Source organism: Mesorhizobium captivum, from assembly GCF_033977165.1.
In the GTDB taxonomy this organism is placed as follows: Bacteria; Pseudomonadota; Alphaproteobacteria; order Rhizobiales; family Rhizobiaceae; genus Mesorhizobium; species Mesorhizobium captivum.
In genome coordinates this window covers 114,439-137,877 of record NZ_JAVIJB010000012.1, presented here as the reverse complement: position 1 = coordinate 137,877, position 23,439 = coordinate 114,439, and the positions used below count along the sequence as shown (strand labels likewise).

Here is a 23,439-nt window from a genome sequence, read left to right as displayed (position 1 = left end):
CATCGCAACTATTTCGCCTGGAAAAAGGCGCGCAGCGCCGCTGCCGTCTCGGCCGACGCCTCCTCGGGGAAGAAATGCCCGCCGGGCATCGCTCCGCCGCTGACATTGCCGGCCCACTCCTGCCATAGCGCCAGCGGCCCGCCTTCTTGCGCGTACCACTCGGCCAGCGCGCCGTGCCCGCTCCATAGCGCCAGCACCGGGCAGGCGATGCGCCGGCCCGCTGCCCGGTCCGCATGGTCATGCTCGCGGTCGAGCGTCGCTGCCGCACGATATTCCTCGCAGATGGCGTGCGCATGAGCCGGATCGCGCAAGGCATCGGCATAAGCCTGCCGGACCTCGGCCGGAAAGGCGGCAGGCGAGGAGCCCCAGCTTTCCAGCGCATTGTCGACGATCGCGTCCGCGGCTGCCGCCATGATCGTCTCCGGCAGCGGCTCGGGCTGCGCAAGCAGCGACCATGGCCAGTAGCCGAGCGCCAGCCTTGCGTCGGCCCGGTCCCAGGCATCGGCGGTGGCGATGATGTCGAGCACAGCAAGTTTCTCGACGCGGTCGGGATGGTCGAGCGCCAGCCGATAGGCGACGCGCCCGCCACGATCGTGCCCGGCAACCATGAAACGGGAAAAGCCGAGCTTCGTCATCAGCGCCGCAAGGTCGGCAGCCATGGCGCGCTTGGCATAGGGCGCGTGATCCGGACTGGACGGCGGGCAGGAGCTTTTCCCGTAGCCGCGCAGGTCGGCGCAGACGACGCTAAAGCGATCGGCGAGCTTCGGCGCCACGTCGCGCCACATCAGATGCGTCTCGGGAAAGCCGTGCAGCAGCAGCAGCGCCGGCCCGCTGCTGGCACGGCGGATGAAAATCCGTGCCTCGCCCGTCTCGAACTCGGCGATTTCGAAATCGTCGAACATGTTTTTTGCCTCCGGCAGGCGGAACGGCGGAGGCCGGGGATGGTTGCTATGACCGCACGCGGAAAGGGTTTCGCTCGGCCGACGCCTTGCGATGTTCGAACCGGCCGGAATCGAGTGTAAGGGACGCCTCGAACATCTGGTTTCTTTTTTCGTTCCGCACTTTGACGGTGATCTTGAGATGATCGCCGCCCGGTATTTCGTCGCGCGCGACATCGTACATTCACGACCGCGGTCACTGTCCAAGAGGCTGATTCTGAAGGGAAATCCGCCTGCGTCGGCTCAGTTGTTGCTACTGTCATGACCGGTCGTCTGCAACCGGCCCGATCCTCCAACGTTAGCTTTTGCGAATGGAGGACAGAAGAGCCAGAATGCTGGAATCCCTGTTTCTCAACCTTGGCCAGCACGATGCCCTTTCGGACGAAGAGAAGGGCTTGTTGAGCGGCGCAATGTCGGTCGAGAAATATTTCGTCACCGGCGAGGATATCGTCCAGGAAGGGTCGAGGCCGACCTCCAGCACGCTCATCGTGGACGGGCTCGCCGCACGCTACAAGGTACTCGAGGACGGCGGGCGGCAGTTCACCTCGCTGCAGGTCGCCGGCGATTTCGTCGACCTCCATGCCTTTCTTCTGAAGACCATGGACCATGGCATCATCGCGCTCTCGCCCTGTCATGTGGTGGCGGCCGACCACGGCAAGCTGCGTGCAATAACCGAGCAGGCGCCGCATCTGACCAGGCTGTTGTGGCTGGACACGCTTGTCGACGGCGCCATCCACCGCGAGTGGATCGTGGCCATGGGGCGCCGCTCCAAGACCTCGCATTTGGCGCATCTCATCTGCGAGTTGTTCGTCAGGCTTCAGGTCGTGAAGAAGACCCATGGCATGAGCTTCCATCTGCCGCTGTCGCAGGCTGTGCTCGCCGATGTGCTCGGACTCTCGGTCGTGCACATGAACAGGGTCATCGGAACGCTGCGGCGCATGAACGTGATCAGCTGGGTCAACCACATGGTCGCGATCCTCGACTGGGAGCGTCTCGTCGCGATCGCGGAATTCGACCCGACCTATCTCAGCATGAACAACGAGCCGAGGTGAGGGCGCACTTCAGAGCATTCCAGGAAAAGTGTCTAACGGTTGGGCTCGGTGACTTCGCCGTAGCCTCCGTCCGGAATTGCGTCAAAACAAACTAGCCTGGCGGCTTCTTGCGGTCGCGGGACGAAATCTGGTCGAGCATGGAGAGCGCGGCGCTGGGATCGACCGGTTTCAAGAGGCCCTGTTGCGCGGCCGCCTTCTTGAAGGCGGCGAAAGCAACAGCCGGCCGGCAGATGCCCGCAATGGCGTCGTCCACCAGCCGCGACGCCGCGAGATAGTCCGGCGCCTCCTTGTTTTTCCAGCTTCCCTCCAGCGCCTTCCTTGCGTCGGCGATCGATGAAACCACCATCGAGCCGCCGTTGATGAAGCGGATGGTGAGCGGCAGGAATCGGCTCATTCCTCGTCACCACCCAAGCCATTCATGAACCCGCCAGGCGAGGCCGACGAATGGCGCCGCGGTCAGCACCGCCGCCGTCAGGATGAAAACGGGGTTGTTTGTCCAAAATGATTTCATGTTGCCACCACCAGAATTGGGATCGCCATAAACGAAGATGCCGCCGGCGGGTTGCATCCGATCGACCAGGGGCGAGCTACACATTGCTCGCTGGCCGGATGGGCGGCGCCGGCAGGTGGGGCGGGCGCGGACACACCCTCAGTGGCACGTCGGCGAGCGAGGCCCGGATCGGCCTGAGAGGGGCGGTCGGCGCGGCGGCAGGCTGGCGCACAAATGCCGCCGACAGCTTGCCGATCAGATTTCGAAAGTCCATGGAACTCTCCTCCTGCAGAGTCCCCCAAAACAACGATCGACTAGCAACTATGGCGATCGCCCGCATTTAACTTTGATGTAGTGCGCGTCTTGGCTGCGCGGCCGAGGCCGACCCGACAAAAGCCAACCTTTTCCACCGGCATGCGTTGTCTATCGAGAAGGAGATGGCGATGCCGACCGATACTCGAACGAAGTCCGACAGCGCGCAGACGGCGAGCCGGCAGCGCAGCGTGCAGCGCAAGGTCGACGCCACCGATCGCGCAAAGCCCAACGGCAAATCGCACGGCCCCATGCAGGCCGGCGCGCGCGAATATCCGGTGCCGCCGTTCCCGAAGCAGCACCATGCGAAGCCCGGCGAGGAATGGGCGATCGTGCCGGCGCCGCTCTACGACGCGCCGTTCTGGCAGGGCTCGGGCAAGCTGGCAGGCAAGGTCGCGCTGATCACCGGCGGCGATTCCGGCATCGGCCGCGCCGTTGCTGTGCTCTTCGCACGCGAAGGCGCCGATGTAGCCATCGTCTATCTCAGCGAGGATCGCGACGCCAAAGCGACGAAAGCAGCGGTAGAGGCCGAAGGCAGGCGCTGCGTCACGCTTCGCGGCGATGTTTCCAAACGGACCTTCTGCCGCAAGGCGGTGGAACAGACAGTGAAGGCGTTGGGCAAGCTGGACGTGCTTGTCAACAACGCCGCCTTCCAGGTGCATTCAGCCGATTTCGTCGACCTCACCGAGCAGCATTTCGATACCACATTGAAGACCAACCTTTATGGCTATTTCCATATGGCGCAGGAAGCGGTGCCGCACATGAAGCCGGGCTCGGCGATCATCAACACGGGCTCCGTCACCGGCATAGAGGGCTCGAAGGATCTGGTCGATTATTCGATGACCAAAGGCGGCATCCACGCCTTCACCCGGGCGCTCTCCGGCAACCTGATCGGCAAGGGCATCCGCGTCAACGCGGTGGCGCCGGGTCCGGTATGGACGCCGCTCAACCCGTCGGAAAAGCAGGCCGAGGACGTCGCGCAATTCGGCGCCAAGACGCCGATGAAGCGGCCCGCCCAGCCTGAGGAGATCGCGCCGGCCTATGTGTTTTTAGCCTCGCCGCAATGCTCCAGCTACATCACCGGCGAGATCCTGCCGATCATCGGGGGTTACTAACCCATGAGGAGGATCCCATGCAGAAAGCTCTTCTCACAGTGGCCGTCGTCCTGATGTCGGCGCTGTCGGCGGCGGCGCAGACGGCCGATCAACCGATGGACCAGCAGCTCATCCCCGACCTGCAGCAACTAGGGGACTGCCAGGCCAAGCCCGACACCAAGGACCCTGACCAGAAGCAGCAGGCCGACACGGCCGAACTGTCGGAAAAGCTCGACAATTGCAACGGCGTGCTGAAGCCGCCGCCCACCGGCGACAAGAACGCCACCGTTCCGCCGGCCGACAACAGCCAGATGCCGATAATCAAGCCCGGCGAGCTGCCGCCGCAGACGCCAAAATAGAACATGGGGATCGGCCCGGTTTGAAACCTTTCGGGGGCCGGCAAGTTAACGTCTGGTAGTCCCGGACACCCGAACTACCTCCCACAATTGCCGCCCCGGTTTCTCCCATCCGGGGCGGTTTTTTGCTACCTACGCAGGCTCGACATGCTCCGCCGTATTGCCCGATCTGCGCGGTCCGGAAGCGCGGAACCATCAGGCTCTTGCCGAATTGACCTCGGCGGGCCGCGTCAGCCGGACCTGGTGGCAAAGGGAACAGGGTGGTTTTTCCGGCTTCATACCCTGGCCAACGAAAAGGCAGTCGAGCTCTTGTCCCACCCGGCCCGCTCTAATTCGGGCGTGGGCAACGCATGGCAGAACGTCCAGTATCCGAACCTGCGTCTCCTGTCCGAGATAGACGGTGAGAGATATGCAGCGCTGGTTCCAGGAAGCCTGGGTTCTGCTGAAGGAGAGCGTTGCCGGGTACCTCAACGACAACGCCCTGAGCCATGGCGCGGCGATGGCCTTCTATGCCACGACCTCGCTGGCGCCGATCCTTCTGATCGTCGTGGCGATCGCGGGTATCGTCATCGGCAACGACGCCGCCCAGCTCGCGCTCTCGGCCGAGTTCTCGGGCGTGATGGGACCGCAGAGCGCCGATCTGCTCAAGGCGACGATCGAGACCGCCGCGCATCGCAGGTCCAGCACGCTGGCGACCATCGTCGGTCTGATCGCGCTCCTTGTCACCGCCTCCGGCGTCTTCGGCGAGATGCAGCAGTCGTTGAACGAGATCTGGAAGGTGAAGCCCAACGGCCTCTCGCTGTCACGCCTGGTTCGGGCGAGGGCTGCGAGCCTCGGCCTTGTAGCAGCCCTTGGTTTCATGCTTCTGGTGTCGCTCGCCGCGAGCACGGCGATCTCGGCCCTGAGCGAGTTGATCAACGAGCGCCTGCCATTCGGCGAGTTGATCGTCAGCGCCGTCAACACCATCGTCTCCTTCGTGCTGATCGCGCTGCTCTTCGCGGCGATCTACAAGGTCCTTCCTGACCGCAGGCTCAAATGGCGCGACGTCGCCATCGGTTCAGTGGTCACCGCGCTGCTCTTCACAATCGGCAAGTCGCTGATCGGCTGGTACATCGGCACCAGCGCCATCGCGACGTCCTACGGTGCTGCCGGCGCGCTGATAGTCGTGCTGCTGTGGGTCTACTATTCGGCCCAGATATTCCTCTTCGGCGCCGAGGTCACCCGCGCCTATTCGGTGCGGAGCGGCAGCCGGCCCGACCTCGCGCCCGTGGTGGCGGCGGCCGCCAACAATACGGAGAGATCAGCCGGTTCATCCAAGCCAGGCGTGTCGGATGGCGAGGTCGCCATATGGATCGTTTTCAGCAGCCTAATCACACTGCTGGTCTCGCAGGTCTGGCGGCGGAGGGGCTGAAGAACCCGTCCCCGCCACATAACTTGAGGCCATCGTCCTTAAGACGAGGCATTCTTCGTTCGGGGCTGAGCCCTTGGGGACGTGCAATGGCGATCCGGCCATCCTGGCGCGCCGTTGGAACAATTAGCCGCTACTGAAGTTCCATCTCCGCAGTGTCCCTCCAAGGTAGCTGCCGACCGGAGGCCACACATCCGGTCGGGCCTGCGCTCTGCAAAAGGCGCAGGCCTCGGCGCCGGGGGGTGACAGGGACTCCATGCATCGACCGCTTTACTTCCTTGCCGAGTTTTTCTCCAAGCCGCCGGGATTTTATGCCCTGCTGACGGCTGCGCTGATTTGCGCCGCTTTCGCCAGCGCTGCTCTCGGCACCTACATCGTATCGATCTCGGCACTGGCGCTCACCGGCGTCGTGCTTATCCAGAATGCTCGCGACACGGCCGCCATGCAGGCCAAGCTCAATGAAATCATTGTTGCGCTGACGCCGCCCGCAACGAGGTTGTCGGCCTAGAGCATGAAGCGCCGGAGGACATAAACGAGGAGCTGGAGAACATCGAAACGCGCGCCTTCGACGTGGCTGGCGCGAGCGCTTCCGAGCCCATGTCCGAGAGCAAGGCGGCCGTCCGGAATTCCCGTGAAGACAAACGGCTAGGGTAGGGGATGGCCGCCCCGTCGCGGTTCTGCGTGTTCTGGATCAGGAATGCCATCAGGAAGGTGATGATCGTGGTGCCGGTGTTGATGATGAGCTGCCAGGTCTCCGAGTAGTCGAACACCGGCCCGGTTCCTCCCCAGACCAGAACCGATGCCAGGCACAGAGCGAATGCGAAGGCCCAAGGCTTGCCGGCGGCGTGCGCGACGGCCTCCGCCACCTGATTAAATGCCTTTTCCATATGACGATCTCAATTGCGGGGTGCGAGCCCTGGGACGTGGGTCCCAAGGCTCCGGGGGAAGACGGGATCGAGGGACGATCCTGTCTTCCGCTAGCGCTGTTTCATGCAGCCTCGGCCGCTACGTTGACGGCGGATTCGGCGAGCTCGGTAAGCGCCGCGTCCGTCTCCTTTTCTTCACCCAGCGTCCTGTCGAAAAGGTTGACGGCCTCGGTCAGGCCGAGTTCGGACGCCCATGTCCGAAGCGTGCCGTAGCGAGAGATCTCATAGTGCTCGACCGCCTGCGCCGCCGCCAGCAGGCCGGCGTCGAGGGACGGCGAGCCCTTGTACTCCTCCATGATCTCTGCGCCTTCCTCGGTGATGCCGATGATCGCAGCGCAGGTCTTGCCGACGGGCTTCTTGTTGATCACCTCGAACACTTCCTCGAGGCGCGCGACATGCTCCTCCGTCTGGACGCGATGCTTCTCGAAGGCAGCCTTCAGCGCGTCGTCCTGCGCTGCCTTGGCCATCTTAGGCAATGTCGCCAGAATTTTCTTCTCGGCGAAATAAATGTCCTTCAGCGTGTCGTGGAAAAGTTCATTCAGGCCTTTTTTCGAGGCTGTTTTCGTGGTCGCCATGTCTCGGATCTCCTGGTGGGTTGGTCAGCCTCAACTCGACCCGAAACGACTTGTTCCTAAAAGAATTTCAGCCATGAGACGGCCGAAAACCATCATTTGTTATTGACTATTATCGACCGTCATTTTCGGCGCTCGGGGGTGCTGAAGTCTGGTGCGTCTGGGGGAAGGAATACCGCTGAGGTCAGAAGGCACTCGCGCCAGGCCGGATGTTCTGCCGGCGCTCCGGCCCACCTCCTGCATCACAGTCGACCGCGACCCCTCCCGCCGATGTCAGTCCGTGGGTTCTGCATCGGTGCTGGCGGGATCGATCTTTGCGAGGCGAGCCCTGGCCTCGGCGACACGCTGTTGCGCTGATCTTATCCTGCTGCAAAGCGCGAGATTGATTCCAACTCCGCAGTTCTCTTCCAGCATCTTGTTGGCACGTTCGAGGACAAGCTCCGCTCGGTTAAGGCGTTGCCTTGCCCTGCCCAATTCCAAGGTCAGATAATCCATTCTTACCGCGCCATCGGTTGCGGTCCCTTCGAGTGGAAAACCGTTGCTGATCGCATTGGTTCCGGGCGCGGGCTCGCAGCCTCCGGCTACTCCGAGGCGCGAATACGGAGCGGCTTCATTGGCTGCCTTGCTGACAAGCGGTTTTGCGAGTCATGTGGGGGTCAGCGGTTTTCGCGATCGTTGGGGCGGTCTCGCCCGTTCTTTCGGGCGAGATTCTCCAGCAGGACTCGAACCTTCTCGGGTAGCCGCTGCTCCACCCGGAAGAAAGGCCATGCGCGCAAATGGCGCCGGAGCGCCTCACTGGAAAACTGGCGTCTCAGCAACCGAGCCAGGGCCTCGATACGACGTTGATCTTGGGCCATTGGTGTGCATGTCCTGTCAACGCGAAACAGACAGCTCATGAAGATGTTCCGGCGCGCGAGTGTGAATTGCCGCGCTTGCCGTTGCTGGCGCTTCGGGACTGGAGTTGTGTAAGCCATTGAAACCTTGTTCAGCCGAACGCGTTGCCTCACGTATCAATCGCGGGAGGAACCTTCACGATGCTGAAGACAGGGCCAGGTCGGGAGCACGCCTATGACCCGGTCGAATTCGCACAAAAGCACGGCCTCACCCTGAGGCAGGCCGAAATCGTGATCCACGCCAATGAGCCGTCCAAACACAAATGCTTGGCGGCTCCGATCTTTCTCCAGGCAATGAAGGAACTCGCGAAGAATCGCGAAAATCGCTCGCCTGGCTAACCCGGCGAATCCGTGCCGGCCTTTCAGGAAGCGAGCCTCGCGCAGCAGCGAAGGGCCTACGATGTTAGATCGGCGCGGCTGCCCGCCTAGCGCTTCCGCTTTCCGCCGTCCGGTGACTTGAGTTCCGGTGCCACCTGCGCCTCGCGCATTAGCCGCAGTGCTTCGTCAGGCGTGAGACCGCACCTGCGGGCAAAATGAACGGCCTCAGCAGCCTCCGACCGGGAGGCTGTCGCTATGGCGGACAAGGCCGATTTCGATTTCTTCTTAGCCATCGGTTCAGCGTGCTATGAATCACTTAGTCAGCTAATATAGAAGCATTGTTCTGAAATGCAAATTTTTGGACTTTGATGCACTGCTCGGAGCGCAACATTCGCTTAAGATCAATATATCGATTGCGAGTTGGAAAAGGAGCAATGTCGCGCGACAGCGCTCCTTTTTCGGCGGTGGACGAGGAAGCCTACCAGCCCTGGCGGGCGTACCACTCGTCTATGTCGCGGCGGACGCGATCCTTCTCGATGCCGTAGCGTTCCTGAATCTTGCCTTCGAGCTGGTCGCGCTTGCCGGCGATGCGGTCGAGGTCGTCGTCGGTGAGCTTGCCCCACTGTTCCTTGACTTTGCCCTTGACCTGCTTCCAGTTCCCTTCGACGCGGTTCCAATCCATGATAGTCCTCCTGATTGAACACGAATGCCAAACGGTCACGCAGCGCGGATGTTCCAGTGAGGCGCCGCTATCCACTTCTGCTTAGGCGCTTGCCTTGGTCCCCAGCCGCGCTAGCTAATGCCGATGGCGATATCCGGGGCGAATCAGTGAAATCCGGGGGCGGGAAATCAGCAGATACCATTGCCAATGCGCGGCTGGCGGCCATCGTCGATTCCTCCTTCGACGCGATCATCGGCAAGGACCTGCACAGCATCATCACCGACTGGAACCGCGCGGCCGAACGCTTGTTCGGCTACGGCGCGGAGGAAGCCATCGGCCGATCGATGCTGCTGCTCATACCCGAGCATCTGCATGACGAAGAGGCCGACATTATCGGCCGCATCCGCCGAGGCGAAGGCATTGCGAGCTTTGACACGATGCGAAAGCGCAAGGATGGCTCGCTGATTGCTGTCTCAGTCACGGTTTCGCCGATCAGGAACTCTTCCGGCGATATTGTCGGCGCGTCCACGATCGCCCGCGACATCACCGCCGCCAAGGAGAGCGAGCGCCGCATCCGGCTCCTGATGCGCGAGGTCAACCACCGCGTGAAGAACCAGTTCGCGGTGATCCTGTCGATGGTGAGGGAAACCAACAAGCGCTCGGCCAATCCCGGCGAATTCGAGGACATGATCCGCGCGCGCATCATGGCGCTGTCGCGCTCGCACGATCTTCTGGTCACTTCGGAGTGGGCGGGAGCCAGCCTCTTCGACCTCATCCAGGAACATCTGAAACCGTTCGGCCATGAGGAGCGCATCTCGCTCTCCGGTCCCTTGCTGACGCTACAGTCGAATGCCGTGCAGAATCTCGGCATGGCCTTCCACGAGCTCGGCACCAACTCGTCAAAATATGGCGCGCTGGCGGGCGAGGGCGGGCATGTCGAGATCACCTGGACGGTCGAGACCGGTCCGGAGGCGCGGCGCCTGTTTCACCTGGTCTGGCAGGAGACGTCGAATGCCGATGCCGGCATTGGCGAGCCAGATGAGACCATGCGCAAGGGCTTCGGCACGGTGGTGCTGCAGCGGGTGGCACCGCAATCGCTCAGCGGCTCCTCCAGCCTCGAGCGCTCGCCCGGTGCGTTGAAATGGTCGCTGACGGCGCCGCTCGAGGCGATCGTCATACCGCAGCTTGGCGCCGAGACCGAAGGGGACTTCAGCGTCTGAAGGCCGTTTTCAGCCCTCCAGGCATCTTCAACCGGGGAACGACGCCTGGCCGCGGCCTCCTTGCAGGTCCGTAAAAGAGTATTACATCAATTAATTAAGCGTGCGGTGTTCACGCTTGTGCAGTTGCTTCGGTCAAGCTCCATGGAGGTTGTCATGCCAAGCAAACTGATGGAAGGAAGAAAGAGCCAGGACTGGATCAATCTGGTCCTCGCGATCTGCCTGTTCATCTCACCCTGGGTCATCGGATTCACTGCGGCAATGGTGCCCGCGTGGAACGCCTGGATTGTCGGCGTTGCGCTCGGCGCGCTGGCGCTCGCGACGCTTTCGGTGTTCGCCGAATGGGAAGAATGGGTAAATGTCGTTCTCGGGCTCTGGCTGATCGTGTCGCCCTGGCTGCTGGGATTTGCAGCCGACAGGAACGTGATGCTCACGCACGTCGTCCTCGGCGTGCTTGTGGTCGCGGCATCGGCCTGGGCCGTCTGGGACTTCCGTCACCCCCACGCGCATGCGTGAGCGGTGATTGAACGGGGGCCCGCCGCGCGAGCGGCGAGCTCCTGGAACTGAGCGAAGACATATCGGGGCATGGGGCTGAACGGCGGTTGCGGCTTCACGCAATTGCTGCAAGCGGATACCTTTTCGTGCATTCTTGGGAATGGCCTCGATGCTTCACCCCGACACCCCCGCCAAATGCTGCTCCTATTGCGGCGGCCGCGACCATGATTTCGAGGAGTGCCCGAAGCGCAAGGCCGATGCCGAGAAGGAACGGAAGGCGGAGCAAAGATCCGAGCGGCCGATGGCAAGCATCAGCGGGCTGAACGAAGCGTCATTGAGTTGCGGCGGGCCTAGCGAGCGGAGCGCCCTAGCTTTGCCGCCTTGCGCAGATCGTCATTCATGCGCGTCTGCCAACCGGGTCCCTGGGCACGGTAGGCGCTGAGCACGTCGGGATCGAGCTTCAGAGAGACAGCTACTTTTTTGATTTCCGCGCGCGGCCGTCCAGGTTTGCGGCGCGGCAATGCTTCCGCAGGCTGCGCATCCGGGTCGGCCAACGCCGCGGCTCTGATTGCCGTGTCCTCCTCGTCCGATATACGTGAAAGGGCAGCCCGGGCTATGGCCAAAGCCTCTTCACGGGTGCGCGCCGGCGCCTTTGCGTTGCGGCGCACCACGGCAGAGCGGGAATGGTCAGAGGTTTTCGACATAGCTGACAATCTCCTTCTTCGTTGCCCGACGGAGCGAAATTACCCGGATCGCTTCGCCACGCTCGACATAGACCATCACATAGATTGACGATGCCCGTGGCGACCAGGCGCTCTTCGCCATAGTTCTCGCTATCGTCGACAGCGATGATAGCGTTTGCAAAGTCGAATTCCAGAGCGAGCTCGAAATCGATGCCGTGTTTGGCTTTGTTGCTCCTGGCCTTCGCGGCATTCCATTCGAAATGCATCGCCCCCACCTGTTTCGACAATAAGTGTATATACGGAAAATGCTTCAGCTATGCAATATTCGTATATACGAAAATTCCCAAACGTCCGTGCCCCCGAAATCCCTTAGCGTATGGCCGTGACCATGATTTCGAGGAGTGCCCGAAGCGCAAGGCTCGGGCCGAGAGGGAAAAGGCAGCGCAAGGGGGCGAGCCGGCTGCTCGCGCGGAGCTTGGCCTGAACTGACTTCCGAACACTGGCAGCCATGGCGTCGAGCCCTGACTTTTTCTGGGATGGTCGAAGAACGGCGTTGAACCCGTCTATAGTCGGCACGTGGGTACGCGGGTGGCGGATGTCGTCTTAGCCAGAATCAGCGCGGAGCCTGCCGGACGGGTGTCGGCAGGGCGCTTGCGGTTTTTCGCATTCATGGCGATCGCCGCGTTCATGATCGCCGGTCCGGCCGCTGAGCAGGTCTTCGGGGTAAGAACGGCGTTGCTGCGCTCCTGGACCATGTTCCGTGCGATTGGGCTCAACGTGATCGACGCTTCCTTCGAGGTCCGCCGCCCCGACGGCGCGCTTTTCCCGCTCGACCGGTTCAAGATGCTCGGCGCTCCTCGCAACGGCAGGCTAAAGCGGATCGAAAGCCGCGACGAGCTGGCTTCCGTCATCAAGCGGCTCTGTACGGCCGCCGGGCAGGGCGCCGACATCCGTGTCCGCGCACGGCAGGCCACGCGCAGTGGCTGGCAGACCGTCCACACCGATGCCGAAAATGCCTGCGCCGGCTGACGCCATCGCTGAATGGCGTCCGGTGCGCGCCATTGCGGCACGGTTCGTCGACTGGGCGGTCGGTACCGAGGGCTCGTCGCGTTCGTCCGCGTTGGTCCGCATCGGCCTGGCAATGCTGTTCTGGTCGCGTTGGGCGGGCGAGTTGCTGCTCTATAGGGACCAATCGCCGAACGGTCTGTTTCTGGCAGTCAACTTCTTCGTCGCCACGGCGCTGCTCTTCGTCGGCTATCATAGCCGCATCGCCGCTGTCTGGACGGGCTCGGTCGGGCTGGCGATGTACTACTATTTCGGCCACCAGCTTGGTCGCGAGCCCTGGACCCACCATCATACCTATTTGCTTGCCATCGCCGCGCTTCTGATCGCGCTCACCCCCTGCGGCCTCTCCTATTCGCTGGACCGCTACCTGGCGGTGATGCGCGCCGAACGCACGGGCCTTCCGCCGCCAGCGGAGCGCGGCAATCTGTGGGGGCTGCGGCTGATCGTGGTGCAGCTCTCGGTGCTCTATTTCTTCGCCGCCTTCGACAAGACGAACTACGCCGTTCTCAGCGGCGCGCGGATCGAGCAGATATTCCTCTGGTATTACGCGGGCTCTGACTATCCAGCCGGCCTTGCCTGGCTCGCCACGATCGTGTCTCTCGCCGTGGTCGCGCTCGAATATTGTCTTGCCTTCGGCCTGCCGTTTCGTCGGACAAGGCGCTATCTGGTCCTGCCGGGCCTGGTCTTTCACGCCATCATCTATGTGACGCTGCCGGTCTATACGTTCAGCGCCACCATGGCGTTGCTCTATCTTGCCTATTTCGATGCGGATGCCGTCGACAAGGTCATCGCGCGACTCCAGGGGATCGGATTGGCCGCCAGAGAGGGAATTTCGTGACGCGCGGTTTGTTCTTTTCGGGCGCCCTCGTCGTCGCGCCGGCGATCGGTTTGGCCATGTTCTGCGACGCGGCGCGTGCCGGCGGTGCGAAGGACTATTATCCCAAGCGCGCATGGGGCTCCTTCAACGGTGGCCAGATGAACACGTCGATCCTCGTGTTCCGCGACCTCAACAGGAACGGGGTCTACGACCTCGGCGATAGGCCGATGCCGCATGTGGCGGTCGAACTCGGCAAGCCGAATGGCGACACCGTGATGAGGTGGACCAATGCCGGCGGCTTTGCCAATTTCCGGATGTCGGTTACCCAGCGCGATCTCGAGGTTGTCGATCCCGGACATTACTCGCTCCGGGTCGTGCCTCCGCCAGGCTGGTCCATCACCACCGGGAACGCGTCGCAGGAAAGCGACTATGTTGTTTCACCTGGCTCGCCAGGCGACATGATCGCATGCGCTACGACGCACCCGGTCGGGCTTGCGCCAGATCTGACGATCAGCGGCGCGGTCGCCGCCGGGTCGCGCATTTCCTTCACCGGGCCGGACGGAGTCACTGCCGCTGCCAAGGTTGAGCCGGATGGATGGTTCAGCGCACCCGCGACGCCCGGCGAGTGGCTGGTCGACGTTTCGGCCGACGGGGCGACGCAGCGGCGGAAAATTGTGGTCGGCGGCGCGCCGGTTGTTCTCTCCGCGTTTTCGGGCAAAGGCGGACCTGCCGAGGAGCCGCTGCCCGAACAGCATGTCGTCGGCTTCGACGACCTGCTGACGACGTCGGGCGTGTTCGAAATTCCATCCGGCTATGGCGGGCTCAACTGGTACAATCTCGTTGCCATGCACCAGCGCTTCACTGACGGCCCGGGCTACGTCAACACGACCATGTCGGGCGAATTCATCGCCTACAACAGCTCGGGGCACCCTGCGCAGGCGTTCAGCGACAAGCCGTTCGATTTCGAGGGCGCCTATTTCGGCGCCGGCTGGAACGACGCGGAGGGCGAGACGCTTGTTCTCAAGGCCTGGCGGGGCGACCAGCCCGCATATGAGGATCAGGTTGTGCTGTCCGCGAGCGGTCCGGTCTACTTCGCGGCCGACTACATGCGCATCACGCGGCTCGAGATCCGGACACAGCATCACTGGCAGGCCGCGATCGACGATTTCGCTTACCGCACCGGTCCGTAGCCCGACGCGCTTTAGGGTCGGGCCGCGTCAGCAAGACGATCTCTGGGAGATTCCGCAGGAACGGGCGCCGTCCGAATGGGTGGTGTTGTGATGGCTGGAGCCGCCGCCATTGCCGCCGGAACCGCCGTTCCCGCCTGAGCCTCCGTTCCCTCCGTCCCCGCCATTTCCACCGGCGCCGCCGTTGCCGCCATTGCCGCCGGATCCACCGTTACCACCGGATCCTCCGTTCCCGCCGTTTCCATTGGCACCGCCATTGCCGCCGTTTCCACCAGCGCCATTGCCGCCGTTCCCGCCGGCGCCGCCATTCCCGCCATTTCCACCGGCACCGCCATTGCCGCCATTTCCACCGGCACCGCCATTGCCGCCATTTCCACCGGCGCCACCATTGCCGCCGTTTCCCCCGGCGCCGCCATTGCCACCATTGCCGCCATTGCCGCCGTTGCCGCCAGCGTCGCCACCATTGCCGCCGTTTCCCCCGGCGCCGCCATTGCCACCGTTGCCGCCAGCGTCGCCACCATTGCCGCCGTTGCCACCGGCACCGCCATTGCCGCCATTCCCCCCGTTGCCGCCATTTCCGCCTGCGGCTTGGACCAGAAGAATGCGCTTGCCCTTTTGCATTTGGGCTACGGGATCTATCGACCGGTCGAACCCGTCCCGCAGCTCCGGCAAGACCGACGCCGCGCGAGTTGCTGTGGCCGTCGACACCAGCATGGTCGACGCGAGCAGCGCTGCCGCCAGAATACTCCCGAGCCGTGGCAAGGAACGACGCGCGATACCGGCATCCGCCATTAATGCGAAAAACCGCAAGCGTCCTGCCGACCCGGCAGGCTCCGCAGTGATCCTGGTTGAGACGATATCTGCCACCCGCGTACCCCCGCCTCGACTATAGACCGGTTCAACGCCTGATCTTCGACCATCCCAGAAAAAGTCAGGGCTCGACGCCGCGCCTGTGCGGCCGGCCTCTGCGGCTCGATCGGAGATCGGGCCTCCTGCTGCTCCGCCAACGTCTCACATCGTTTGGTGCGCGCGCCTCATCCCCTCAACGCATGCGACGCCGCGTCGGCAAACGAGATGTCGCCCTTGATCTCGCGCATCGCCATCGAGGTGACGGTGCGGCGCACGCCGGGCAGCCGGCTGAGCTCGACGCGCAGCATCCGGTCCAGCGCCCGCATGTCGACGGTGACGATCTGCAACAGATAGTCGGCCTCGCCGGTGGTTGCGTAGCAGCGGCGGATCAGCGGGTGCCTCTTCACCGCCGCCTCGAAAGCGTCCGAGACCTCGAAGTCGATCGACACCTGGATGAAGGCCTCGATGCCGAAGCCGATCGCGGCAGGATCGATGCGGGTGGAGTAGCCGCGGATGACGCCGGCGTCTTCCAGTGCCTTGACCCGCTTCCAGCACGGCGTCTTGCTCAGGCCCACCTCCTCGGCGAGATTGCCGAAGGAGACGCGCGCGTCGCGTTCGAGGGCGGCAACAATTCTGCGGTCAACGCTATCCAGCATTTTCTGTTCTCCAAGAATCCTGGAAAGACGATGGTTCGTCCTTCAGTTTCGGTAAATTGGATAACAGAAAGGAACAATGTTCAAGACGGAAGCGCTATCCTTGGCCAGATCGAACCATGCCCGCGCGAGGAGATGAGTCATGGACAAATCGGATTATCATGCCCGCATCGAGGCGCCTGAGATGCGCGACTATGGCGTTTACCTGAAAGTCGACGAGTTGCTTGCCTGCCAGAAGCCGCTCGCCGAGATGGTCAATGCCGATGAGCTGCAGTTTCAGATCGTGCACCAGGTCGAGGAGCTGTGGATGAAGCTCATCGCCTACACGCTGGTCGACGTGCTCGACTATCTGGAGAGAGAGGATACCCACCGCGTCGTCACCCTGATGGGGCGCGTGCACCGGCTGGTGCGGCTGATGACGGCGCAGCTCGACCTTCTGGAAACCATGTCTCCCAAGGAATACCAGCAGATCCGCCTCGAGCTCGGCAATGGCAGCGGCCAGGAATCGCCGGGCTTCAAGCTGATCCTGCGCCTGCCGCCGGACCTGTGGCGGGCATTCAGGCACGCCTATCTCGACGGACGCGGGCTTTCCGTCGAGGACATCTACGACGCCCACTACGACCATGGCGACGCTTACGTGGTGGCCGAAGCGCTGATCGAGTTCGACGAGCTGTTCCAGAAATTCCGCGCCAACCACCTCTATCTCATCCACCGCTCGATCGGACTCGGCGCGAAGTCGCTGAAGGGCCGGCCGGTGGAAATTTTGGAGGGCGGCGCCCGCCACCGCTTCTTCCCCGAGCTATGGGACATACGCTGCGACATGACCGACCGCTGGGGCGCCGCCTACGGCACCGTGCGGGATTCGATCAGCCATCCGCCGCAGGCGAAGGCGGGCTGAGTCTGGTTCCTCGCCCCGCGCGAAGCGGGGGGAGAGGTGGCGCGGCGAAGCCGCGACGGAGAGGGGTCTTCGTAAAGCGCGAGTCCTGCAGCCAGGCGTGCTGCCATTCTGCCATCGCCGGCGCTGTCCCCCTCTCCGGCCGCTGCGCGGCCACCTCTCCCCCGCCTGAGGCGGGGGCGAGGAAAACCGGGCGCTTCAAACAATTTTTCCCACCCCTGTCGGAACCATCACCCTTCGCCCGTCCTTGAGGCACATCAACCACTTCAACCAGGAGGGACAACGTGGAAACGCAATCGACCTGGCAGACCGCCGCCATTCTCATCGCTCGCCTGATCTTCGCCGCCATGTTCGCAATGGGGGTGGCGTTCAAGTTCATGGATATGGGCGCCACTGCCGGCTACATCGCCGCCGCCGGCTTCCCGTTCCCGCTGTTTCTGGCCTGGTGCGCGGCGATCCTCGAAACGCTGCTGGTGATCGCCTTCCTCACTGGCGCGTTGTTGACGCCGGCGGCACTGATCGGCGCGGTCTATGTCATCTTCCTCGCCTTTGCGTTCCACGGCCCCTCGCACTGGGCCTCGAACCAGGCCGAGTTCGGTGCCTTCATGTCGCATTTCCCGTTCGCCGCCGGCCTGCTCTTCGCCGCCGTCCATGGACCGGGCAGCGTGCTTGCAGTCCGACAAGGCTGGCCGGGCAAGGCGTGAGCTACGATATCAGGCGGGCTATAAACGCTGACCGGCTCCTGTCCCAGCGCAGAGAAGGCACAGCCGCCTTCGAACCGATGGTTGCAATTTGGGTAGCCGTAGAAGCGATGGGCGCATTCAGGACAAGGGCTTGCCCGCACTCGCGCCGCTGAAGTATGTGCTGCGGCATTCGTCGCACGTTTCCGTCGACCGATCCCGTCATCGGCTCAACGCTACCGGAACACGTCTGCCACGGCAGTGAGGCGATATCGCCGTAATACCAGGAAGCCGGTCACGCCAGTGAGGAAGGGAACAACTGCCCCGCCATATACCCAAGGCTTGGCTGCTTCGATATCTCCGCCCCAATAGGTATTGACCAACAGAAGGGTCGCATTGAAAACCACAAAGGAAAGAACAAACTCTCCCACAAAAATACCGCTTAGAACCATAAATCGCGGCTTGAACCGGGTTGCCGGGGATGAAAAGGCAACGATAAAGGAAACCACAAAGCCGAGAACGAATGGAGCGGCGGGGTTTCGACCGACGGTGACTTTGAAGACGTAAACCTGGGAAAGCGCAAACAGGCCAATCAGAGTAGCCGCGGCGAGGGCGGCGATATTGATCAGTAGCCACTTCAACCAGTAATTCATTTGTCCCCCAAGAGTTTCCTACCTCAAGATAGGCTGGATTCTCTGGTGGGCGCTAGATCCTTCCAATTTAACTCACATCTGATCGTTGTAGGGTTCCTTCATCTGGCCGACCATGCGCGCCAGCTTGGAGAAGGACGGCATGTCCGCTTCCGGCTGGCACTGGTTGGCGAGTTCGAGCAGCCGGATGGGGAAGTTGACGGCATCGCGGCTCGACGCCGACATACCCTCGGACCGGTCCTCACCGGTCTCGACCGCCTCGGCCTTGCGCAGCGCGATGTCGATCTCCTCGACCGTCAGCACCCCTTTGCGCACCAGCACATGGTTGATTGCCGCGACGGCCATCAGCAGGCCCTCGAGTTGCAGATTGGCGACGTTCATAGCGCTTCCTCCCATTGACCTCGCCTGAAAAACGCGCGAGCGGCGTTTCCGATCCGGGAAGGCTTGCCCAAAGCGCGTCGCGCGGAAGCGCGCTGCGCACTTTTTGGCGACATGCATTACGTCTCCATCAGGCGCTGGCCATATTCGCTCCAGAGCTGCTTGACCTCGCGGCTGCCGAGCGGCGGCGTCGTGCGGTCGCCGTAGGAGATGGCGACGGCGCTCAAGTCGTACTGGCCGTCGGCCTCGGCGATGAAGCGGATGGCTTCGCCGAGCGGCCTCGAGTGGAAAACGGGATCCGCCTGGCCCCGGCCCAGGCTGCGAACGCCCGAAATGCTTGCTGGCACATGCCGCATCCGAAAGACGGATGCCATGGCAGGTTTGTCCATGCCCGCTCTCCGCGATTCCTATGGATGAATGATTCCATAAGGTCATGCTAATGACCAGCCTGTACAAAAAGGCCAGGCTGGAACCTGGCCTTTTCTGTCAGGTCCGTGAGGCAGCGGCGAGACGGCAAGCCGTCTCGCGCCTGCCCGGCCTTTCCTGCTAGGTCTGTGAAGCAGCGACGAGACGGCAAGCCGTCTCGCGCCCTAGCGTTGCCAGCGGCGGAACCAGTCGGGGTCCGGCTGCGAGCTTCTGGCGATAGTGAGGCCCATCAGCACGCCAAACAGCCCGCCGATCGCAACCGCGGTTGAGATCGTGCCGGGGTTCTGCTGCACCGTTTCGGACACGCTATGCGCCTGGGTACGCAGTTGCTTGGCCGCGCGCGAGGCGCGGTGGGATGCCCCGCTGTACAGGCTGGAGGCGCGGTCGGTCGCGCTTTGATACCAGCCATGAGCCGCTTCCTCGGCCTGGTCGGAGAGCATCCGGTTGAGCCGGCTCACCTCGCGCTTCAGTTCCGCGATCTGCTTCTTCATCTCCGCCTCGGAGGCGTTGGAAGACCGCGCGCTGCGGCGCGACGCGCTTCTGCTGCGCGCGGCGCTCGTCGTGCCCTTGCCGTTGCCACTCGCCCGAGTTGCGGTGCCTATGTCATTGTCTGCCATTGGTTTTCTCCTTTTTCTTCCTGCAACGGTCTGGGCGGCTCCTGGTTCCCGCAAGCCGCCAAAGGCAAGGGCCGCGGAGCGGACTCCCGGCCCTTTTTGGTGCAACGAAACTCAAATGCTACTTGCAAGACCAGGGCAGGGGGCGCCGAATGGGCCATGCACCTGACCGGCCGCTATCCCGACTGGTGGACGGGCAAGGTGTTCGACACGCCGGTCCGGCTCTGGGCGGCCGGCGTCACCGGCGAAGGCACGCGCGACAACCCGCAGCGTGTGCTGGTCGGCCCGCCGCAGCAGCAGGCGGAATGGGGCACCGGCATGATCCCGGCCGATGCGATTGCCGAGACCGTGATGGGCCGCAATGTTCCTGGCGCGATTGACAGCGTCGTCGTGCGCTGGGGCGGTGGCGGCGACGTGCAGGCGGGCGAAAGCGTGCTGTCCTTCAAGAGTTACGAAAAAGGCCGCGAGAAATGGCAGGGCGAGACGCTGCACGGCGTCTGGTTCGACGAGGAACCGCCGCTCGATATCTATTCGGAAGGCCTGACCCGCACCAACGCCACGGGCGGCATCACCATCGTCACCTTCACGCCGCTCTTGGGCATGTCGGATGTTGTGCTGCGGTTTTTGAGCGCGGCGGAGGTGGAGAGAATTGGCAAGGGTGAGTGACGGCCGATCTCCCCCCTTGTGGGGGAGATGCCCGGCAGGGCAGAGGGGGGCGCTGTCCCGCCAGCCTCTCGAGGTAGCCTATCGCACCCTCAACCCTGATGCGAATGGCTTAGAGTAGAAAGGTCGCATTCCTTCGCGCCCCCCTCTGTCCTGCCGGACATCTCCCCCACGAGGGGGGAGATCGGCTACTTCGCCGACGGCGCCTCTGGCACGCTGTCAAAACGATATTCACCCCTTATGGTGGGCTCGAACGCTTTGGCGTGATTTGCGTGCCGTGAGGGATTTCAGGAATGTATGTAGGCCGTTCCTATAAATTGTTGGACTTCGCGCTGTGGACGCGGCGTAGCGTCATCTACATGGTCGTGGTGAGCGGATTGGCGATCACCGCCTACCGCCTTCCTGCCATCGTGGGCTTCTCGGTGCCATGGTCGATCGTGCTCGTGCTTGGCACCACGGTGTCGCTCGTTACCGGCTTCAAGAATGCGCAGGTGTTCACCCGCAGCAACGAGGCCCTGCAGGCCTTTTCGCAGATAACCGCGAGCAGCCGGATGTGGTCCAGCCTGTGCAGGAGCTTCACGGATACCGCGACCGCCAGGCAGCTCATCCACCGCCATCTCGCCTGGCTGACGGCGCTGCGGTTTTCGCTGCGGCGGCCGATGCCGTGGGAATCCCAGGCGAAAGTAGTCAATATCGAGTACCGGCGGCGCCGCTATCACGTCCAGGAGGACAAAAGCTCGCTTGGCGACGAACTGCGCGAACTGCTGGGGGAGGAAGCCGAGAGCGTGCTGAAATCGCCACAGCCGGCGATAGTCCTTCTCGACATGCAATTGGCCGAGGTCAACGGCTTGCTGAAGAGCACCAGCATCCCGACGCAGGTCTATCCAGAGCTTATGAAACTCATACGCGACTTCCATGACCAGCAGGCGCGCTGCGATCGCATCAAGAACAATCCCTATCCCCGGCAATATGCGATCATCAGCTCGATCTTCATGATCATCTTCTGCACCTTGCTGCCGTTTGGGATTGTCCCGGTCTTTGCGGATATGGCCAAGTTAGGGGGCGTGCTCGGCCCAATCGCGATCTGGCTGACAATTCCGTTCAGCGCGCTTCTGGGATGGGTCTACATGTCGCTCGACCTGGTCGGCGAGAGCAGCGCCAATCCCTTCGAGGGCGGCGCCAACGATGTGCCCATCTCGCAGATCTGCCGAGACATCGAGATCGAGTTGCGACGAGGACTGGGCGAGACCAGCCTGCCGGCGCCATTGGCGCCGGTAAATGATATCGCGACGTGAACGGGCGCGAAGTTCCTCGCCCCGCGCGAAGCGGGGGGAGAGGTGGCCGCGCAGCGGCCGGAGAGGGGCCTTCGTAGGGCGATAGGCTCGACGAATGGCCTCCCGCTCTTTCATAAATAGCCGGCGCTGCCCCCGCTCCGCCGCGGCTTCGCCGCGCCACCTCTCCCCCACGTACGTGGGGGAGAGGAACTGGAGCTTGCCATGTCCCGACACGTCACCTTCATGACCATCGACGACGCGGAGCACTACACGCCAGAGCAACGTGCCGAGATCATCGCCGCCTCGGACATCGTATTCGAGGTGGTGGTGAGGCGGTTCAAGCCCGATCCGGATGAATAAGGACGGCCCGGCATGGGCGCCGCCGATTCCAGAACCCAGTCGTGGGACATCGAACCGTCGGCAAGAGTTTCTGAAACCTCCGTGAACCAATTTGTCCCGCCATGCGACGCATCGGTGCGAATGAACACCACGCACCATGGAGATTTTCCGATGACTGCAATCCTGCGCAATGCACTTCTTGCCGCCGTCGCCGTATCAGCTTTGGGCGGATCCGCGATGGCTGGCCAGCAGATCTATGAATGCGACAACACGCCGACCAACAAGCTCTGGGCCGGCCGCTGCTGCGGCGTCGGCGACGCCAATTGCCTGGGTGGTGAAAGCCACGGACATGACAGGGGCAACCCCGGCCGAGGTGACAACGGCGGGAGCAACAACGGCCGAGGCGACAAGGGCCCCAAGTGAGGCTGACCAGGCATCCGATGCCCGCCGGTTGCCCAACCGGCGAGCATCGGCGCAGACCAAGCCCGCGCTTCGTTACCTCACCTTATCCGGCGCTTGAGCGGCTGGACGAAGCAGGCCACAATCCCCACCTATGGAGAAATCCAAAGGAGGTTTGACATGGCTTCTTCCGAACGCGCAGTCCTTGCCGGCGGCTGCTTCTGGGGTATGCAGGATCTGATCCGCCGTTTCTCGGGCGTGATCTCCACCCGCGTCGGCTACAGCGGCGGCGATGTGCCGAACGCGACCTATCGCAATCACGGCACCCATGCCGAGGCGATCGAGATCGTCTTCGATCCGACCAAGACCAGTTTCCGCACGTTGCTCGAGTTCTTCTTCCAGATCCATGACCCGACGACCAGAAACCGCCAGGGCAACGATGTCGGCATGAGCTACCGCTCGGCGATCTTCTACACCAGCGACGAGCAGAAGCGGGTGGCCGAGGACACCATCGCCGATGTCGAGGCATCGGGCCTTTGGCCGGGCAAGGTCGTCACCGAGCTCGCTCCGGCCGGCGCCTTCTGGGAGGCCGAGCCCGAGCATCAGGATTATCTGGAGCGCTACCCCAACGGCTATACCTGCCATTTCGTCCGCCCGGGCTGGAAGCTTCCCGTCCGCGAAAAGGCCGCCGCATCATAAAAAATAGCGGCTACGCAGTAGCCTCTTGCCTATGGTCATGCCCGCTGTGCCGAAAGGCATGGCGGGCTTTTTTGCGTTCCGGGTTCCCGGCCGCCATGCCGAAAGGCATTGTGGCCTTTATGTTTTGGGCTCGAAGCCAGCAGGTGATGTGCCGACGACGATCAGCCCTTGGCCCGGCGGTTCTCGTTCTCGTGGCTGCCGATCCAATGGGCGCGGATACGGTCGCTGGCTTCGAGATAGGCCATGTCGATGAGATAGGTCAGAAGCTTTTCGCCATCGGCCTCAGCTTTCTGGCGAAGCTCCCGCAAGATCCCCTGCGCAAATTGCAGGTTTTCCATTTTGCTAGGCTGGTCCATCGGTGCCCCCAAAGTCTGCATGGGAAGTTTGGCTCACTATACTTGTACGAAGGTTGTGGTCTGACTCACGGTTAAGCTGT

Annotated in this window: 35 protein-coding genes; 18 read left to right on the top strand and 17 right to left on the bottom strand. The window is 62.7% G+C overall.

The window, feature by feature from the left end:
- Positions 1 to 8 precede the first annotated feature (8 nt).
- Positions 9 to 902, bottom strand: a complete 894-nt coding sequence (locus tag RFM40_RS13185; protein WP_320226231.1) for an alpha/beta fold hydrolase — start codon at positions 900 to 902, stop codon at positions 9 to 11.
- 368 nt (positions 903 to 1,270) lie between these two features.
- On the opposite strand from RFM40_RS13185, the gene RFM40_RS13180 reads away from it, so the two are divergent.
- Positions 1,271 to 1,990: a Crp/Fnr family transcriptional regulator gene (locus tag RFM40_RS13180; RefSeq protein WP_126100744.1), complete on the top strand. Its 720-nt coding sequence runs from the start codon at positions 1,271 to 1,273 to the stop codon at positions 1,988 to 1,990.
- 91 nt (positions 1,991 to 2,081) lie between these two features.
- On the opposite strand, the gene RFM40_RS13175 is transcribed toward RFM40_RS13180, so the two are convergent.
- The 3 genes from RFM40_RS13175 to RFM40_RS13165 are packed head-to-tail and all read right to left on the bottom strand — an operon-like array spanning position 2,082 to position 2,754.
- The gene (locus tag RFM40_RS13175) at positions 2,082 to 2,384 is read right to left on the bottom strand and encodes a DUF982 domain-containing protein (RefSeq protein ID WP_320226233.1); all 303 of its coding nucleotides are present in this window, start codon (positions 2,382 to 2,384) and stop codon (positions 2,082 to 2,084) included.
- A 6-nt stretch (positions 2,385 to 2,390) separates the two neighbouring features.
- Positions 2,391 to 2,558: a hypothetical protein gene (locus RFM40_RS13170; protein ID WP_320277649.1), complete on the bottom strand. Its 168-nt coding sequence runs from the start codon at positions 2,556 to 2,558 to the stop codon at positions 2,391 to 2,393.
- Positions 2,559 to 2,577: 19 nt separating this feature from the next.
- A complete protein-coding gene (locus RFM40_RS13165) occupies positions 2,578 to 2,754 on the bottom strand; it encodes a hypothetical protein (protein WP_320226235.1) in 177 nt (58 codons plus the stop codon).
- 169 nt (positions 2,755 to 2,923) lie between these two features.
- Here RFM40_RS13165 and RFM40_RS13160 point away from each other — a divergent pair, with 169 nt between their 5' ends.
- From RFM40_RS13160 to RFM40_RS13145, 4 genes are all read left to right on the top strand, one after another.
- Complete coding sequence (locus RFM40_RS13160) at positions 2,924 to 3,907, top strand: SDR family oxidoreductase (RefSeq protein ID WP_320226236.1); 984 nt, start codon at positions 2,924 to 2,926, stop codon at positions 3,905 to 3,907.
- Between the two features lie 17 nt (positions 3,908 to 3,924).
- Positions 3,925 to 4,245, top strand: coding sequence for a hypothetical protein (locus tag RFM40_RS13155; protein WP_320226237.1), 321 nt, complete (start codon positions 3,925 to 3,927; stop codon positions 4,243 to 4,245).
- Between the two features lie 406 nt (positions 4,246 to 4,651).
- The gene (locus tag RFM40_RS13150; protein ID WP_320226238.1) at positions 4,652 to 5,653 is read left to right on the top strand and encodes a YihY/virulence factor BrkB family protein; all 1,002 of its coding nucleotides are present in this window, start codon (positions 4,652 to 4,654) and stop codon (positions 5,651 to 5,653) included.
- A 253-nt stretch (positions 5,654 to 5,906) separates the two neighbouring features.
- Positions 5,907 to 6,158, top strand: a complete 252-nt coding sequence (locus RFM40_RS13145) for a hypothetical protein (RefSeq protein WP_320226239.1) — start codon at positions 5,907 to 5,909, stop codon at positions 6,156 to 6,158.
- Here the strand turns inward: RFM40_RS13145 and RFM40_RS13140 are convergent.
- The 3 genes from RFM40_RS13140 to RFM40_RS13130 all read right to left on the bottom strand — a co-directional run bounded on the left by RFM40_RS13140 (position 6,115) and on the right by RFM40_RS13130 (position 7,643).
- Positions 6,115 to 6,537 (bottom strand): low affinity iron permease family protein, encoded by a 423-nt coding sequence (locus tag RFM40_RS13140; RefSeq protein WP_320226240.1) that lies wholly within the window; start codon positions 6,535 to 6,537, stop codon positions 6,115 to 6,117. The genes RFM40_RS13145 and RFM40_RS13140 overlap by 44 nt on opposite strands.
- A gap of 101 nt (positions 6,538 to 6,638) precedes the next feature.
- Positions 6,639 to 7,151, bottom strand: a complete 513-nt coding sequence (locus RFM40_RS13135) for a YciE/YciF ferroxidase family protein (RefSeq protein WP_320226241.1) — start codon at positions 7,149 to 7,151, stop codon at positions 6,639 to 6,641.
- A 270-nt stretch (positions 7,152 to 7,421) separates the two neighbouring features.
- Complete coding sequence (locus tag RFM40_RS13130) at positions 7,422 to 7,643, bottom strand: hypothetical protein (protein WP_320226242.1); 222 nt, start codon at positions 7,641 to 7,643, stop codon at positions 7,422 to 7,424.
- Positions 7,644 to 8,182: 539 nt separating this feature from the next.
- On the opposite strand from RFM40_RS13130, the gene RFM40_RS13125 reads away from it, so the two are divergent.
- Positions 8,183 to 8,380: a hypothetical protein gene (locus RFM40_RS13125; RefSeq protein WP_320275332.1), complete on the top strand. Its 198-nt coding sequence runs from the start codon at positions 8,183 to 8,185 to the stop codon at positions 8,378 to 8,380.
- Positions 8,381 to 8,837: 457 nt separating this feature from the next.
- On the opposite strand, the gene RFM40_RS13120 is transcribed toward RFM40_RS13125, so the two are convergent.
- Positions 8,838 to 9,041 (bottom strand): CsbD family protein, encoded by a 204-nt coding sequence (locus RFM40_RS13120; protein WP_292356153.1) that lies wholly within the window; start codon positions 9,039 to 9,041, stop codon positions 8,838 to 8,840.
- A gap of 146 nt (positions 9,042 to 9,187) precedes the next feature.
- Here RFM40_RS13120 and RFM40_RS13115 point away from each other — a divergent pair, with 146 nt between their 5' ends.
- Both RFM40_RS13115 and RFM40_RS13110 read left to right on the top strand, forming a co-directional pair.
- Positions 9,188 to 10,240 (top strand): sensor histidine kinase, encoded by a 1,053-nt coding sequence (locus tag RFM40_RS13115; RefSeq protein WP_320226243.1) that lies wholly within the window; start codon positions 9,188 to 9,190, stop codon positions 10,238 to 10,240.
- Positions 10,241 to 10,393: 153 nt separating this feature from the next.
- Positions 10,394 to 10,753: an SPW repeat protein gene (locus RFM40_RS13110; protein WP_320223133.1), complete on the top strand. Its 360-nt coding sequence runs from the start codon at positions 10,394 to 10,396 to the stop codon at positions 10,751 to 10,753.
- Between the two features lie 329 nt (positions 10,754 to 11,082).
- On the opposite strand, the gene RFM40_RS13105 is transcribed toward RFM40_RS13110, so the two are convergent.
- Positions 11,083 to 11,436: a BrnA antitoxin family protein gene (locus tag RFM40_RS13105; RefSeq protein WP_320226244.1), complete on the bottom strand. Its 354-nt coding sequence runs from the start codon at positions 11,434 to 11,436 to the stop codon at positions 11,083 to 11,085.
- A complete protein-coding gene (locus RFM40_RS13100; RefSeq protein ID WP_320277648.1) occupies positions 11,346 to 11,681 on the bottom strand; it encodes a BrnT family toxin in 336 nt (111 codons plus the stop codon). The genes RFM40_RS13105 and RFM40_RS13100 overlap by 91 nt, the downstream gene beginning before the upstream one ends.
- Before the next feature lie 322 nt (positions 11,682 to 12,003).
- Here RFM40_RS13100 and RFM40_RS13095 point away from each other — a divergent pair, with 322 nt between their 5' ends.
- The 3 genes from RFM40_RS13095 to RFM40_RS13085 are packed head-to-tail and all read left to right on the top strand — an operon-like array spanning position 12,004 to position 14,487.
- Positions 12,004 to 12,444 carry a hypothetical protein gene (locus RFM40_RS13095; RefSeq protein ID WP_320277647.1) on the top strand — a complete coding sequence of 147 codons (441 nt, stop codon included), beginning with the start codon at positions 12,004 to 12,006 and terminating at the stop codon, positions 12,442 to 12,444.
- Positions 12,428 to 13,318: an HTTM domain-containing protein gene (locus RFM40_RS13090; protein ID WP_320277646.1), complete on the top strand. Its 891-nt coding sequence runs from the start codon at positions 12,428 to 12,430 to the stop codon at positions 13,316 to 13,318. Before RFM40_RS13095 ends, RFM40_RS13090 begins: the two co-directional genes overlap by 17 nt.
- Positions 13,315 to 14,487 (top strand): SdrD B-like domain-containing protein, encoded by a 1,173-nt coding sequence (locus RFM40_RS13085; RefSeq protein WP_320277645.1) that lies wholly within the window; start codon positions 13,315 to 13,317, stop codon positions 14,485 to 14,487. The genes RFM40_RS13090 and RFM40_RS13085 overlap by 4 nt, the downstream gene beginning before the upstream one ends.
- A gap of 11 nt (positions 14,488 to 14,498) precedes the next feature.
- Here RFM40_RS13085 and RFM40_RS13080 read toward each other — a convergent pair whose 3' ends face one another.
- Both RFM40_RS13080 and RFM40_RS13075 read right to left on the bottom strand, forming a co-directional pair.
- Entirely contained in the window at positions 14,499 to 15,059 is a 561-nt protein-coding gene (locus RFM40_RS13080) for a hypothetical protein (RefSeq protein ID WP_320277644.1), read from the bottom strand.
- A gap of 459 nt (positions 15,060 to 15,518) precedes the next feature.
- Entirely contained in the window at positions 15,519 to 15,989 is a 471-nt protein-coding gene (locus tag RFM40_RS13075; RefSeq protein WP_320226251.1) for an Lrp/AsnC family transcriptional regulator, read from the bottom strand.
- Between the two features lie 139 nt (positions 15,990 to 16,128).
- Here RFM40_RS13075 and RFM40_RS13070 point away from each other — a divergent pair, with 139 nt between their 5' ends.
- Entirely contained in the window at positions 16,129 to 16,884 is a 756-nt protein-coding gene (locus tag RFM40_RS13070; protein WP_320277643.1) for a tryptophan 2,3-dioxygenase family protein, read from the top strand.
- 281 nt (positions 16,885 to 17,165) lie between these two features.
- A complete protein-coding gene (locus RFM40_RS13065; RefSeq protein WP_320226253.1) occupies positions 17,166 to 17,585 on the top strand; it encodes a DoxX family protein in 420 nt (139 codons plus the stop codon).
- A gap of 212 nt (positions 17,586 to 17,797) precedes the next feature.
- Here RFM40_RS13065 and RFM40_RS13060 read toward each other — a convergent pair whose 3' ends face one another.
- The 4 genes from RFM40_RS13060 to RFM40_RS13045 form a co-directional block, all read right to left on the bottom strand.
- Complete coding sequence (locus RFM40_RS13060) at positions 17,798 to 18,214, bottom strand: hypothetical protein (RefSeq protein WP_320277642.1); 417 nt, start codon at positions 18,212 to 18,214, stop codon at positions 17,798 to 17,800.
- 72 nt (positions 18,215 to 18,286) lie between these two features.
- Positions 18,287 to 18,592: a hypothetical protein gene (locus RFM40_RS13055; protein WP_040975155.1), complete on the bottom strand. Its 306-nt coding sequence runs from the start codon at positions 18,590 to 18,592 to the stop codon at positions 18,287 to 18,289.
- Between the two features lie 116 nt (positions 18,593 to 18,708).
- A complete protein-coding gene (locus tag RFM40_RS13050; protein ID WP_320275323.1) occupies positions 18,709 to 18,978 on the bottom strand; it encodes a hypothetical protein in 270 nt (89 codons plus the stop codon).
- A gap of 201 nt (positions 18,979 to 19,179) precedes the next feature.
- A complete protein-coding gene (locus RFM40_RS13045) occupies positions 19,180 to 19,632 on the bottom strand; it encodes a hypothetical protein (protein WP_320275322.1) in 453 nt (150 codons plus the stop codon).
- A 99-nt stretch (positions 19,633 to 19,731) separates the two neighbouring features.
- Here RFM40_RS13045 and RFM40_RS13040 point away from each other — a divergent pair, with 99 nt between their 5' ends.
- From RFM40_RS13040 to msrA, 5 genes are all read left to right on the top strand, one after another.
- On the top strand, positions 19,732 to 20,295 hold the full coding sequence (locus RFM40_RS13040) for a terminase large subunit domain-containing protein (protein ID WP_320277641.1): 564 nt from the start codon (positions 19,732 to 19,734) through the stop codon (positions 20,293 to 20,295).
- A 290-nt stretch (positions 20,296 to 20,585) separates the two neighbouring features.
- The gene (locus RFM40_RS13035; RefSeq protein WP_320277640.1) at positions 20,586 to 21,587 is read left to right on the top strand and encodes a bestrophin family protein; all 1,002 of its coding nucleotides are present in this window, start codon (positions 20,586 to 20,588) and stop codon (positions 21,585 to 21,587) included.
- A 201-nt stretch (positions 21,588 to 21,788) separates the two neighbouring features.
- Positions 21,789 to 21,926, top strand: coding sequence for a hypothetical protein (locus tag RFM40_RS13030; protein WP_320277639.1), 138 nt, complete (start codon positions 21,789 to 21,791; stop codon positions 21,924 to 21,926).
- Positions 21,927 to 21,938: 12 nt separating this feature from the next.
- Entirely contained in the window at positions 21,939 to 22,328 is a 390-nt protein-coding gene (locus tag RFM40_RS13025) for a hypothetical protein (protein ID WP_320275309.1), read from the top strand.
- A gap of 156 nt (positions 22,329 to 22,484) precedes the next feature.
- On the top strand, positions 22,485 to 23,003 hold the full coding sequence (gene msrA, locus RFM40_RS13020) for a peptide-methionine (S)-S-oxide reductase MsrA (protein WP_320277638.1): 519 nt from the start codon (positions 22,485 to 22,487) through the stop codon (positions 23,001 to 23,003).
- Between the two features lie 161 nt (positions 23,004 to 23,164).
- Here the strand turns inward: msrA and RFM40_RS13015 are convergent, their stop codons facing one another.
- A complete protein-coding gene (locus RFM40_RS13015) occupies positions 23,165 to 23,359 on the bottom strand; it encodes a hypothetical protein (protein ID WP_095778310.1) in 195 nt (64 codons plus the stop codon).
- Positions 23,360 to 23,439: the final 80 nt, after the last annotated feature.

What these genes read in the sequence shown, in the direction of transcription:
- RFM40_RS13185 (WP_320226231.1), bottom strand. Translation starts at nt 902, where the DNA reads ATGTTCGACGATTTCGAAATCGCCGAGTTCGAGACGGGCGAGGCACGG.
- RFM40_RS13180 (WP_126100744.1), top strand. Translation starts at nt 1,271, where the DNA reads ATGCTGGAATCCCTGTTTCTCAACCTTGGCCAGCACGATGCCCTTTCG.
- RFM40_RS13175 (WP_320226233.1), bottom strand. Translation starts at nt 2,384, where the DNA reads ATGAGCCGATTCCTGCCGCTCACCATCCGCTTCATCAACGGCGGCTCG.
- RFM40_RS13170 (WP_320277649.1), bottom strand. Translation starts at nt 2,558, where the DNA reads ATGCAACCCGCCGGCGGCATCTTCGTTTATGGCGATCCCAATTCTGGT.
- RFM40_RS13165 (WP_320226235.1), bottom strand. Translation starts at nt 2,754, where the DNA reads ATGGACTTTCGAAATCTGATCGGCAAGCTGTCGGCGGCATTTGTGCGC.
- RFM40_RS13160 (WP_320226236.1), top strand. Translation starts at nt 2,924, where the DNA reads ATGCCGACCGATACTCGAACGAAGTCCGACAGCGCGCAGACGGCGAGC.
- RFM40_RS13155 (WP_320226237.1), top strand. Translation starts at nt 3,925, where the DNA reads ATGCAGAAAGCTCTTCTCACAGTGGCCGTCGTCCTGATGTCGGCGCTG.
- RFM40_RS13150 (WP_320226238.1), top strand. Translation starts at nt 4,652, where the DNA reads ATGCAGCGCTGGTTCCAGGAAGCCTGGGTTCTGCTGAAGGAGAGCGTT.
- RFM40_RS13145 (WP_320226239.1), top strand. Translation starts at nt 5,907, where the DNA reads ATGCATCGACCGCTTTACTTCCTTGCCGAGTTTTTCTCCAAGCCGCCG.
- RFM40_RS13140 (WP_320226240.1), bottom strand. Translation starts at nt 6,537, where the DNA reads ATGGAAAAGGCATTTAATCAGGTGGCGGAGGCCGTCGCGCACGCCGCC.
- RFM40_RS13135 (WP_320226241.1), bottom strand. Translation starts at nt 7,151, where the DNA reads ATGGCGACCACGAAAACAGCCTCGAAAAAAGGCCTGAATGAACTTTTC.
- RFM40_RS13130 (WP_320226242.1), bottom strand. Translation starts at nt 7,643, where the DNA reads ATGGATTATCTGACCTTGGAATTGGGCAGGGCAAGGCAACGCCTTAAC.
- RFM40_RS13125 (WP_320275332.1), top strand. Translation starts at nt 8,183, where the DNA reads ATGCTGAAGACAGGGCCAGGTCGGGAGCACGCCTATGACCCGGTCGAA.
- RFM40_RS13120 (WP_292356153.1), bottom strand. Translation starts at nt 9,041, where the DNA reads ATGGATTGGAACCGCGTCGAAGGGAACTGGAAGCAGGTCAAGGGCAAA.
- RFM40_RS13110 (WP_320223133.1), top strand. Translation starts at nt 10,394, where the DNA reads ATGCCAAGCAAACTGATGGAAGGAAGAAAGAGCCAGGACTGGATCAAT.
- RFM40_RS13105 (WP_320226244.1), bottom strand. Translation starts at nt 11,436, where the DNA reads ATGTCGAAAACCTCTGACCATTCCCGCTCTGCCGTGGTGCGCCGCAAC.
- RFM40_RS13100 (WP_320277648.1), bottom strand. Translation starts at nt 11,681, where the DNA reads ATGCATTTCGAATGGAATGCCGCGAAGGCCAGGAGCAACAAAGCCAAA.
- RFM40_RS13090 (WP_320277646.1), top strand. Translation starts at nt 12,428, where the DNA reads ATGCCTGCGCCGGCTGACGCCATCGCTGAATGGCGTCCGGTGCGCGCC.
- RFM40_RS13080 (WP_320277644.1), bottom strand. Translation starts at nt 15,059, where the DNA reads ATGGCGGCAACGGGGGGAATGGCGGCAATGGCGGTGCCGGTGGCAACG.
- RFM40_RS13075 (WP_320226251.1), bottom strand. Translation starts at nt 15,989, where the DNA reads ATGCTGGATAGCGTTGACCGCAGAATTGTTGCCGCCCTCGAACGCGAC.
- RFM40_RS13070 (WP_320277643.1), top strand. Translation starts at nt 16,129, where the DNA reads ATGGACAAATCGGATTATCATGCCCGCATCGAGGCGCCTGAGATGCGC.
- RFM40_RS13060 (WP_320277642.1), bottom strand. Translation starts at nt 18,214, where the DNA reads ATGAATTACTGGTTGAAGTGGCTACTGATCAATATCGCCGCCCTCGCC.
- RFM40_RS13055 (WP_040975155.1), bottom strand. Translation starts at nt 18,592, where the DNA reads ATGAACGTCGCCAATCTGCAACTCGAGGGCCTGCTGATGGCCGTCGCG.
- RFM40_RS13050 (WP_320275323.1), bottom strand. Translation starts at nt 18,978, where the DNA reads ATGGACAAACCTGCCATGGCATCCGTCTTTCGGATGCGGCATGTGCCA.
- RFM40_RS13045 (WP_320275322.1), bottom strand. Translation starts at nt 19,632, where the DNA reads ATGGCAGACAATGACATAGGCACCGCAACTCGGGCGAGTGGCAACGGC.
- RFM40_RS13035 (WP_320277640.1), top strand. Translation starts at nt 20,586, where the DNA reads ATGTATGTAGGCCGTTCCTATAAATTGTTGGACTTCGCGCTGTGGACG.
- RFM40_RS13030 (WP_320277639.1), top strand. Translation starts at nt 21,789, where the DNA reads ATGTCCCGACACGTCACCTTCATGACCATCGACGACGCGGAGCACTAC.
- RFM40_RS13025 (WP_320275309.1), top strand. Translation starts at nt 21,939, where the DNA reads ATGGGCGCCGCCGATTCCAGAACCCAGTCGTGGGACATCGAACCGTCG.
- msrA (WP_320277638.1), top strand. Translation starts at nt 22,485, where the DNA reads ATGGCTTCTTCCGAACGCGCAGTCCTTGCCGGCGGCTGCTTCTGGGGT.
- RFM40_RS13015 (WP_095778310.1), bottom strand. Translation starts at nt 23,359, where the DNA reads ATGGACCAGCCTAGCAAAATGGAAAACCTGCAATTTGCGCAGGGGATC.